The sequence below is a fragment of the Rathayibacter sp. AY1C5 genome (genome assembly GCF_002931705.1).
In the GTDB taxonomy this organism is placed as follows: domain Bacteria; phylum Actinomycetota; class Actinomycetes; order Actinomycetales; family Microbacteriaceae; genus Rathayibacter.
The window spans coordinates 25,932-34,573 of record NZ_PSWD01000029.1 but is presented as its reverse complement, the minus strand read 5'-3'; the positions used below and the strand labels follow the sequence as shown (position 1 = coordinate 34,573).

The window sequence follows — 8,642 nt, the reverse complement described above, 5'->3', positions numbered from 1 at the left end:
CCCCGCCCCCGGGTGCTAGAGCTCGCCCTGCTGCGAGGTGCCGGCCGGGATCGGGACGAGCCGCGTCACGACGGGAGGATGGGCGACGAGTCGGCGGATCGCCGCGTTGAGGCGGACGACCGGCTCGCCGGCGCCGTGCGCGTCGAGCAGGTCGCCGCTCGTCCACTTCTCCAGCATGACGATGGTGCCGTCGGGCGAGTCGTGGATCGCGTAGAGCTCGCAGCCCTCCTCCTCGTGCACCTCCGCGATGGCGGTGGAGAGGGCGGCGACGAGCGCGTCGCGCTGCCCCTCGGCGGGAGTGAAGATCGCGGTGACGACGACGGGATCGGACATGGCGTGCCTTTCGGAGGGGGAGAGGATCAGCGCCGCGGGGGTGCGGCGCAGCTGGAGCTTATGACGAGGTCGGCCTGCACCTCGATGTGCTGCGGGGCCTCGGGGAGGCGGCCCTGCATGCGGGCGAGGACGAGCTCGACGCTGTGACGGGCGAGCATGTCGATCGGCTGGCGGACGACGCTGAGCGGCGGGGTGACCAGCTCGCTCCACGGGTTGTCGTCGAACACGACGACCGGAAGGGCCTCCGGGATCCGGATCCCGAGCTGGAAGAGCCGGTGCACGGCGCTGCGCACCTGCGCGCCGCTGCCCGCGGTCTGAGGAGGCCGCGGCTGCCGCGGCACCTCCGGCCGTCGGAGCAGCCGCAGGCCGGTCGCGAGCTGCCAGGCCGTGACGGCGTAGACGGAGGCGCGCTCCCAGACGCCGTCGGGCAGCAGGTCGACGCCGGGCACGCGGGTGTCGACCTGCAGCATCAGCAGCGCGAGCAGGCCGGCCGCACCGAGCACGATCCCGACCGTCTCGAGCGCCCACGGGGCGCGGCCGCGCCGGGCCGCGGCACCGGCGACGATCGAGGCCGCGTTGCCGCCGACGATCGCCATCGCGGCGCCGACCACGTGCAGGCCGCCGATCCCGTTCTGCGCACTGGCGCTGCTCCCGTGCACGAGGCCCACCACGGCGATGCCCACGGCGTAGACCACGGCGAGGGAGAGGAACAGCCCCCGCGATCCGCCCCGCGCCGCCCGCACGGTCGTGACGGCGGCGGCGAGGTAGAGCGCCCCCTGCAGGAGGAATCCGGCGTTCATCACCGCGTGCAGCGGCGAGTCGATCGCGCGCCCCTGGAACACGCCCACCTCGGGCACGCCGAGATCGCTGATGTAGTTCCGTGCGTAGCTGTAGCCCGGGAACGCGGACGCGGCGACCGCCTCCGCTCCCACGTAGGCGAGCGCGCTCACCACCCACAGCACTCCGGCCCCACGAGTTCCCATGCGCCCATCATCCCCGGGCCCGGCCCCGCCGGTCGTCGTCGGCGGACGGCTCCCCGGCTAGGCTCGCCGGATGCTGCAGGTGCGGGGTGAGTCCGGGCAGGCCGTGCTCCTCCTGCCGGGCGGGGGCGAGGCCGTCGACGGGTTCTTCCCCGGGCTGGTCGAGGGCCTGATCGTCGATCCGGGCTGCCGGGTGGTCCTCTACGACAGACCGGGCACAGCGGGGTCGGAGGTCGCCGGCGGACTCACCGACGCCGCAGACGCCGTCCACGCCGTGCTGGCCGGCCTCGGGACAGGTCCCGTCGTCGTGATCGGCCAGAGCCTCGGCGGTGCCGTCGCGATGCTGCTCGCTCGCGATCATCCCGAGGACGTCGCGGGACTGGTGCTCCTCGACCCGACGCCCGTCAACGACACGGCACTGGCGCGTCAGGTGGAGCGGACGGCCCGGGCGACGGCGACGCTCTCGAGACTGCCGGGGCTCGGCCGAGCGCTGTCCGCGCTGCTGCGCACGAGCGCCGCCCGGTCGGCGAGGCGCCACGCGATGAGCCCGGCCGCGCGCGCGGCCGCTCTCGCGATGGCGGACGTCGACCTGCCGGGGCTCGCCTCCGCCGCCGCCGGTCTGGAGCAGGTGGCGCGGGGCTTCGACGAGTCTCAGCTGCCCGCGGTCCCCGCGGCCGTGGTGACCGCGGACCGCAGGCCCGGGTCCTCCCTGCATCGCGCGCATCGGCGCGTCGCCGCCGCCCTGGACGCGCCGCTGCTGTCCTGGCCCGGAGCGGTGCACGAGGTGCACCTGAGCCACGAGCGCGAGGTGCTCGAGGTCGCCCGCACCATCGTGCGGGCCGTCGCCTCCGACTAGGTCCGGAGCCGCTGCGCCGCGGCTCCGGTCACAGGCTGAACCCGCCGTCGGTCGTGAGCACCTGCCCGACGACCCAGCTGCCCGCCGACGTGGCCAGCCATGCGATCAGCTCCGCGGGCAGGCGCGGGGCCACCCGGTACGAGGACGCCGCTCCGGCTCCGCTGCGCGAGGGAGGCCGGCGCGGACTACTCCTCGTCCGCCCGGTAGACCTTCCGGAACGCGTCCTTGCGGGCGATCCTCCCGCCGCGGAACTCGTAGATGTCGCAGCCCCGCGTGACCTGGGGTCGGCCGTCGGGGCCGGTCCCGGTGAAGGACCAGGTGGCCGCGCCGCGCGTCCCGGCGATGAGGGGAGCCCCCTCCTCGTGCCGCTCCTGTCCGGTGTCGAAGGCGAGCATGAGCGCGAATCCCTCGCGGACCTGCTCCTTGCCCGTCCAGGTGCGGCCGGGCTCGGGGCCGACGGACGCGCCGTACACGCAGTCGTCGGTCATGTGACTCATCAGCGCTTCGAGGTCGTGGCGGGTCCAGGCGTCGCTGAACGCGGCCAGCACCTCGGGCGTCATCTCGCTCGTGCTGGTCTCGGTCGAAGAGGAGTCGTCCATGTGCGGGCCTCGGTCCTTCTGATCGGTGGACCGTCGTCGGTCGCTCTGCGACCGTGGCAGGTGAGCGGCCGCAGTGGCAACGCCCTCTAGCGGTCATGTCCGGAAGCGGACGGCCGGCGGATCAGCGGTCCGTCGACCCGCCGACCAGCGGGTGAGCGCGACGGCGGGGGGCGGTGCACTGCGGGCGGCGGGAGCGGCCGCCGAGGCGACCCGCTCCACCGGGCACTGCCGCGTCCCGATGCTGAGCCCCTTCGTGAAGGCCGTGCCGAAGTCGGACGCGGGCCGGTCCTCCTCCGCCTCCTCGGTCGCGGCCCCCGGGTCGCCCGCGGCGGCCGGATGCTAGGCGCTCGCCGCCTCGTCCGCCACCTCCTCCCCGCCGACCGGCGCCGACGCGCAGGATGAGGAGCACCGGTCGCGGCGGGCACCGACTCCGCACCCGATCGGCACCGAGACCGCCACGAGCCCGCGCCGGCGGGAGGACAGCGAGAGCACCATGGGATTCTGGGGACCGACCGACGAGACCCGCGGCACGCGCCCGGTCGACGAGCCGCTCGGCGAGCTGGAGCTCGTGCACGCCTTCACCAGCGGGCCGATGCCCACCGGCGTCAGCGTCTCGCACACCGGGCGGATCTTCGTGAACTTCCCGAAGTGGGGAGACGAGGTCCCGGCCACGGTCGTGGAGCTGGTCGACGGAGCGGCGGTGCCCTACCCGGACGAGGCCTGGAACACGCCGTCAGGAATCGACGACGCCGGCGCCCTCGTCTCGGTGCAGAGCATCGTCGTCGATCCGGCCGACCGGCTCTGGATCCTCGACACCGGCAGCCCGATGTTCGAGCCGACGAAGAAGGGCGGCCCCAAGCTCGTCCGCGTCGACCTGGCGACCGACACCGTCGAGCAGGTGATCCTCCTCGAGCCGGACGTCGCCCTGCCGACCACCTACCTCAACGACGTGCGCTTCGATCTGCGGCGCGGCATCGCCTACATCACCGACTCGGCCGACTCCGGCCCGAACGGGATCATCGTCGTCGACCTCGAGGCGGGGACCGCCTGGCGCCGCCTGCACGACCACCCGAGCACGAAGGCGCTCACTCCTCCGGAGCTCGTGCCGATGGCCGAGGGCCGCGTGCTGATGAAGCGCCCGGCCGACGGCGACCCTCAGCCGGTGACGATGGGCGCCGACGGCATCGCGATCTCGGCCGACGGCGAGCGCCTCTGGTACTGCCCGCTCGCCTCCCGCCGCTGGTTCAGCGTGGCGACGGCGGCCCTGGTCGACCGGTCGGTGCCGGACGAGGACGTCGCGGCGACCGTCGTCGACGAGGGCGACAAGGGCGGGGGAGCGGACGGCCTCGAGACGGATGCGCTGGGCCGCTTCTACGCCACGAGCTACGAGAACAACGCGATCGTCCGCCGTCGCACCGACGGCACGATGGAGACGATCGTGCACGACGAGCGGCTGCTCTGGCCCGACACCATGTCGATCGCGACGGACGAGCACCTGTACGTCACCGCGAACCAGCTGCACCGCCAGGCCGACTACCAGGGCGGCACGGATCTGCGGACGTACCCGTACTCGCTGTTCCGGGTGCGGATCGGCGCGGGGCCGGTTCTCCTGCGCTGAAGGCCCCCGCCTGGTCGCCTGCGCCGAGATCCGCAGCGCGGATCAGCGCCAGTGGGCGAGCTCCGTGCGGAGGGTCCCGCGGGCGCGGGCGAGCAGTCCGCGGACGGTCGAGGTCGTGAGCCCCAGCTCGTGCGCGATCGCGTCGTAGCTGCACTGCTCCAGCTGGCGCAGCTCCCAGCAGCGGCGCTGGGCCGGGGGCATCGCGGCGAGCACCCGGTTGGCGTCGGCGGCGAGCGATCCGCAGTGCGCGGCGTGCTCCGGGTCGTCGGCAGCGGAGGCGGGGAACTCGTCGTCCAGCTCGGCTCGCAGCCGCGAGACGCTGGAGCGGAGCCGGTCGACGCTGCGGCGGCGGGCGGTCGTGACGAGCCAGCCGGCGATGGTCTCGCCGTCGATCACGCTGTCCACGTGGGTCCACGCCGCGAGGAACGTCTCCTGCACCACGTCGTCGACGTCGGCGCTGCTGCGGAGGGTGCGGGCGGCCGTCGCGCGGAGCGGCCCGGTGTAGCGGCGGACGATGGTGGCGAACGCGCGGTCGTCGCCCTCCGCGGCGCGGATGACGAGCATCCGGTCCGAGTCGGGTTCGAGCAGTGCGAGCGGCGGCGCGGCGAGGGTCGAGGGGCGGGCCCTCGGGAGGCGTGCGGGGGTGGTGGCGGTGAGCATGCGGACTCCGGTCGACTTGATGTGTAAGCATGATTCGGAGGCCCGCTCCCGCCCGGTTTCCCGGGGTGGGACCCCAGTGGGAGGGGCAGGTCTGTCCGGTTTCCGGGGACGTCAGCGCCGCCGCGACCACCAGCGGCGGGACCGCTCCGGCTCGGCGGCCGCCCGGGCCTCAGCAGCGGCGGCGCGATCGGCGCGCCGCTGCGACCAGGCGGCGACCTCCTCGTCGACGTCCCGGAGCGGGGTGACGACGGGCGGCCCGCCCAGCAGCTGGCGGCGTGCCTCGATCACCCGCGTGTTGAAGTCGGCGAGCTCGGCGCGCACCTCCTCCTCGCGGTGCAGGCGGTCGAGGCGCTCGTCGAGCGCGCGGTCCTCGGCGCGGAGGAGGAAGGCGGCCGGGCCGATCCCGGTGAGGTTCTCGCGCTCGATCTTGCGGCGGATCCACCAGTCCGGGTCGTGGGCCGCGCCCAGGTCCGCTAGCGGCTTCCCCGATCCCGGCAGGTCGTCGAAGTCGCCGCGACGGATCGCGAGCTGGATCGCCGTCTCGACGAACGCGGCCCGCTCGAGCGGATCCTCCGGCAGGGCGGGCTGCTCCGCCTCCTCCTCGCCCGCGACGCCGGCCCGGTACCGGGCGGCGCGCTCCCTCGCATCCGACATCCCTCCACGCTAGATCGGGCTCCTCGCCGCGGGCAACCACCCCTCCCGCCGTCGCCGTGGTCGGTGGGGCTCCGCGGGTCGACATCGGCGGACCGGCGTGCATAGTATCGATACTCGATAACATCGACGATCGATAAGGAGCACGCCATGACGAGTGTCATCCCCAGCGGTCCGGTCCGGGAGCGTCCGCGCGTGTTCCGGGTGGCCAGGGCGGTCCTGCTCATCGTCGCGGTCTTCTCCGTGCTCACCGCGCTCCTGCAGACCTGGACCGTCACCACCGGGCGCACCCTATTGGTCTTCGGGGGAGCGGACGGCCGCCTCCCGCTCCGGAGCCTCCCGCAGCTGCTGCAGGCCGAGCCGCGCGAGGGCACCGCGCCCACGCTCGCCGACGCCGCTCTCTCCCTCCGCCTGCTCGGTGCGCTGCCGAGCCTCCTCCAGGCGGTCACCATCGTCCTCGCCACGGTCTTCCTCCTGCGGGTCCTCCGCGGCATCGCGGCCGGACGCCCGTTCGACCCCTTCGTCCTCGCGAACTGGCGCCGTCTGAGCCTCGCCCTGCTGATCGGAGGAGTGGCGCAGGGCCTCGCCGACACCGCGGCGGGCCTGTACCTCAGCTCCGGCATCGGCCTGCTGTTCGCCGCCGGCCGGGTGACCGACGAGCAGCGCGATGCCTTCCTCGGCGGCGACTACCAGGCCATCGGGACGAACCTGCCGCAGTGGCCCGTCCCCGTCCTGCTCGCCGGAGTGGTGGCCCTCGCCCTGACGGCGGCGTTCCGCGCCGGCGCGAAGCTCGAACGGGACGTCGACGGCGTTGTCTGAGCCCGCCGACGACGAGAGGCACCGGATCGACTGCCACCTCGGAGCAGTGCTGGCCGAGCGCGGCGTGACCCTCACCGCCCTCTCGGCCCGCACCGGCATCACGATGGCGAACCTCTCCATCCTCAAGAACAACCGCGCCCGCGCGATCCGCTTCACGACGCTGACGCTCATCTGCGACGCGCTCGACTGCACCCCGCAGGAGCTGTTCTCGATCCGGGCCGTCGACGGGCGGGCTTAGCGGCGGGCGGATCGGCCAGGGGATCTCTGCGGGGCCGATGGTGTGGACGCCGTCCGATCGGACCGTCGATCGAGCAGGCCTCGGTCGCGCTCCACGTCCGCCCCTCCTGGGATCGGCCGGAGCTCCCCGGAGCTCGCTGTCGTCCCGACCCCTGGATGAGCCTCACCAGCGCGGTCGGCGGCCTCGGCCATCGACCTTCCACAGGGGAGCGAGCTCGTCAGCGACACCGTCGATTGCGCCTCTTGTGGATGCCGGCGGCTGCTCGCGGTCGTCCCGCCCGAGGCGATGACTCCCGAGCAGTTGTCGAGCGAGCTCGGAACGACCCCGCAGACACGCATCGCGGGAACCCTCCGGGACCCTCGCGCCATCACGGTGACTGCCACCGTCGAAGGGCCCCTCCTGAAGATCCGGGCCGACTACTGGTCCCAGGAGTACATCCCCTGGGGACGTGTGCGAAGCGTCCTCGTGGGTGCTTCCGCGAACCCGTCCCGTCGCGCTGTGCGATCTCCCTGAGACGGCGGCGGTAGACCCGTCGACGAGGCCGCCGGTCATCGTCCCCGCGAGGAGCGCCCGCTTCAGACCCGCACCGACGACGAACACGTCGATCGACCCGGGGTTCCCGAACGGGGGACGGACCGTGATGCACGTCTGGTCGTGCTGAGCGGCGGTCAGCGGTCGAGGACTTGACGAATGACGAGGACTCGGTTCTCCGTCGGCTCCCGCCCGACCGGGTCGAACCCGCTCGCCGTCGTCACTGAGACCCTGCTCGAGCCGGTCGGCGTGCTCGTGCGCGCCGCGCTGCGGCCGCTTCCCGCCCGCTCAGTCCAGCGGGTAGCCCGGCAGCCCGTCGATGCTGACCGCGTTCCGCGTGGCGCGGTACTCGGCCATGCCGTCGGGGCCCTTCTTCTCGGCCTGGAGGAGGAGCAGGTCGCGCTCGCCGACCGGCTCCATCACCGGCACGCCCCAGCCGCACGCGTCGCTGATGCGGGTGAGCTCGACGGTGACGACCGCGCGGGTGCTCGGGTGCTCGGGGTGCTGCTCCGCGACCTCGGTGAACGCCTCCGAACCGGGCAGGTGCACGGAGCCGGTGCCGTGCAGGCGGACGATGCGCGGACGCGGTCCGAACGACGCGAACATCAGGCACACGCGCCCGTTCTCGCGCAGGTGCGCGATCGTCTCGACTCCGCTGCCCGTGTAGTCGACCCAGCCGACGCGCCGCGGGCCCAGGATCGAGAACGAGTCGTGGCCGCGCGGCGACATGTTGACGTGCCCGTCGGCGGCGAGGGGCGCGGTGGCGACGAACCACATCGGCTGCTCGTGGATCCAGGAGCAGAGGCTCTCGTCGATCTCGTCGTAGACGTGCGCCACGGGGTCAGGCCCCGGCCGCGCGGCGGACCAGCTCGGTGACGGCGGCGCGCGTCTCGGCGTCGGCGGAGACGAGCGCGTAGGCGGTCGGCCAGATCGTGCCGTCGTCGAGCTGGGCGCCGTCCTGGAAGCCGAGGGTCGAGTAGCGCGTGCCGAACTTCGCGCCGGGCTGGAAGAAGACGATCGCCTTGCCGTCCGAGCGCGCGTAGGCGGGGAAGCCGTACCAGGTCTTCGGGAGGAGATCGGGGGCGGTCTCGCCGACGACCTCGTGGAGCATCTGGGCGATCGGCCGCTCCTCGTCGGTCATCGCGGCGATCGCGGCCTCCGCGTCCCTGCGGTCGGCGTCGGCCTTGTCGGCGCTCTTCTGCCGCTTCGCCTCCGCCCGCAGCTCGGCCGCGCGCTGCTTCATCGCCGCGCGCTCGTCCTTCGAGAAACCGTCTTCGGAGGCCATGTCCGCCCGTCCCGTCCGTCTGCGGCTCCCGGTCCGGGAGCGTCCCCGCACATCGTGGCAGCGCCGCACTCG

The 8,642-nt window shown here is 73.7% G+C and carries 12 protein-coding genes; 5 read left to right on the top strand and 7 right to left on the bottom strand.

What is annotated here, in order from left to right:
* Window positions 1-15: 15 nt before the first annotated feature.
* Both C5C57_RS15350 and C5C57_RS15345 read right to left on the bottom strand, forming a co-directional pair.
* Window positions 16-333, bottom strand: a complete 318-nt coding sequence (locus C5C57_RS15350) for a putative quinol monooxygenase (RefSeq protein WP_104297823.1) — start codon at window positions 331-333, stop codon at window positions 16-18.
* Window positions 334-359: 26 nt separating this feature from the next.
* Window positions 360-1,316, bottom strand: a complete 957-nt coding sequence (locus C5C57_RS15345) for a DUF998 domain-containing protein (protein WP_258072457.1) — start codon at window positions 1,314-1,316, stop codon at window positions 360-362.
* Window positions 1,317-1,386: 70 nt separating this feature from the next.
* Here C5C57_RS15345 and C5C57_RS15340 point away from each other — a divergent pair, with 70 nt between their 5' ends.
* Window positions 1,387-2,169 (top strand): alpha/beta fold hydrolase, encoded by a 783-nt coding sequence (locus tag C5C57_RS15340; protein ID WP_104248124.1) that lies wholly within the window; start codon window positions 1,387-1,389, stop codon window positions 2,167-2,169.
* A 185-nt stretch (window positions 2,170-2,354) separates the two neighbouring features.
* Here the strand turns inward: C5C57_RS15340 and C5C57_RS15330 are convergent, their stop codons facing one another.
* On the bottom strand, window positions 2,355-2,768 hold the full coding sequence (locus C5C57_RS15330) for a nuclear transport factor 2 family protein (protein WP_208543359.1): 414 nt from the start codon (window positions 2,766-2,768) through the stop codon (window positions 2,355-2,357).
* 151 nt (window positions 2,769-2,919) lie between these two features.
* Between C5C57_RS15330 and C5C57_RS15325 the strand changes: the two genes are divergently transcribed.
* Together C5C57_RS15325 and C5C57_RS15320 are read left to right on the top strand one after the other, a co-directional pair.
* A complete protein-coding gene (locus C5C57_RS15325; RefSeq protein WP_104248123.1) occupies window positions 2,920-3,111 on the top strand; it encodes a hypothetical protein in 192 nt (63 codons plus the stop codon).
* A 150-nt stretch (window positions 3,112-3,261) separates the two neighbouring features.
* Complete coding sequence (locus C5C57_RS15320; protein ID WP_104248122.1) at window positions 3,262-4,386, top strand: L-dopachrome tautomerase-related protein; 1,125 nt, start codon at window positions 3,262-3,264, stop codon at window positions 4,384-4,386.
* A gap of 42 nt (window positions 4,387-4,428) precedes the next feature.
* Here the strand turns inward: C5C57_RS15320 and C5C57_RS15315 are convergent, their stop codons facing one another.
* Together C5C57_RS15315 and C5C57_RS15310 are read right to left on the bottom strand one after the other, a co-directional pair.
* A complete protein-coding gene (locus tag C5C57_RS15315; protein WP_104248121.1) occupies window positions 4,429-5,046 on the bottom strand; it encodes an RNA polymerase sigma factor in 618 nt (205 codons plus the stop codon).
* Between the two features lie 111 nt (window positions 5,047-5,157).
* The gene (locus tag C5C57_RS15310) at window positions 5,158-5,700 is read right to left on the bottom strand and encodes a DUF1992 domain-containing protein (RefSeq protein WP_104248120.1); all 543 of its coding nucleotides are present in this window, start codon (window positions 5,698-5,700) and stop codon (window positions 5,158-5,160) included.
* A gap of 147 nt (window positions 5,701-5,847) precedes the next feature.
* On the opposite strand from C5C57_RS15310, the gene C5C57_RS15305 reads away from it, so the two are divergent.
* Together C5C57_RS15305 and C5C57_RS15300 are read left to right on the top strand one after the other, a co-directional pair.
* Window positions 5,848-6,516: a hypothetical protein gene (locus C5C57_RS15305; RefSeq protein WP_104227364.1), complete on the top strand. Its 669-nt coding sequence runs from the start codon at window positions 5,848-5,850 to the stop codon at window positions 6,514-6,516.
* Complete coding sequence (locus C5C57_RS15300) at window positions 6,509-6,754, top strand: helix-turn-helix transcriptional regulator (protein ID WP_104248118.1); 246 nt, start codon at window positions 6,509-6,511, stop codon at window positions 6,752-6,754. The genes C5C57_RS15305 and C5C57_RS15300 overlap by 8 nt, the downstream gene beginning before the upstream one ends.
* Before the next feature lie 819 nt (window positions 6,755-7,573).
* Here the strand turns inward: C5C57_RS15300 and C5C57_RS15295 are convergent.
* Together C5C57_RS15295 and C5C57_RS15290 are read right to left on the bottom strand one after the other, a co-directional pair.
* Window positions 7,574-8,122, bottom strand: coding sequence for a pyridoxamine 5'-phosphate oxidase family protein (locus C5C57_RS15295; RefSeq protein ID WP_104248117.1), 549 nt, complete (start codon window positions 8,120-8,122; stop codon window positions 7,574-7,576).
* A 4-nt stretch (window positions 8,123-8,126) separates the two neighbouring features.
* Window positions 8,127-8,570, bottom strand: a complete 444-nt coding sequence (locus C5C57_RS15290) for a hypothetical protein (protein ID WP_104224881.1) — start codon at window positions 8,568-8,570, stop codon at window positions 8,127-8,129.
* Window positions 8,571-8,642: the final 72 nt, after the last annotated feature.

What these genes read in the sequence shown, in the direction of transcription:
- C5C57_RS15350 (WP_104297823.1), bottom strand. Translation starts at nt 333, where the DNA reads ATGTCCGATCCCGTCGTCGTCACCGCGATCTTCACTCCCGCCGAGGGG.
- C5C57_RS15345 (WP_258072457.1), bottom strand. Translation starts at nt 1,316, where the DNA reads ATGGGAACTCGTGGGGCCGGAGTGCTGTGGGTGGTGAGCGCGCTCGCC.
- C5C57_RS15340 (WP_104248124.1), top strand. Translation starts at nt 1,387, where the DNA reads ATGCTGCAGGTGCGGGGTGAGTCCGGGCAGGCCGTGCTCCTCCTGCCG.
- C5C57_RS15330 (WP_208543359.1), bottom strand. Translation starts at nt 2,768, where the DNA reads ATGGACGACTCCTCTTCGACCGAGACCAGCACGAGCGAGATGACGCCC.
- C5C57_RS15320 (WP_104248122.1), top strand. Translation starts at nt 3,262, where the DNA reads ATGGGATTCTGGGGACCGACCGACGAGACCCGCGGCACGCGCCCGGTC.
- C5C57_RS15315 (WP_104248121.1), bottom strand. Translation starts at nt 5,046, where the DNA reads ATGCTCACCGCCACCACCCCCGCACGCCTCCCGAGGGCCCGCCCCTCG.
- C5C57_RS15310 (WP_104248120.1), bottom strand. Translation starts at nt 5,700, where the DNA reads ATGTCGGATGCGAGGGAGCGCGCCGCCCGGTACCGGGCCGGCGTCGCG.
- C5C57_RS15305 (WP_104227364.1), top strand. Translation starts at nt 5,848, where the DNA reads ATGACGAGTGTCATCCCCAGCGGTCCGGTCCGGGAGCGTCCGCGCGTG.
- C5C57_RS15290 (WP_104224881.1), bottom strand. Translation starts at nt 8,570, where the DNA reads ATGGCCTCCGAAGACGGTTTCTCGAAGGACGAGCGCGCGGCGATGAAG.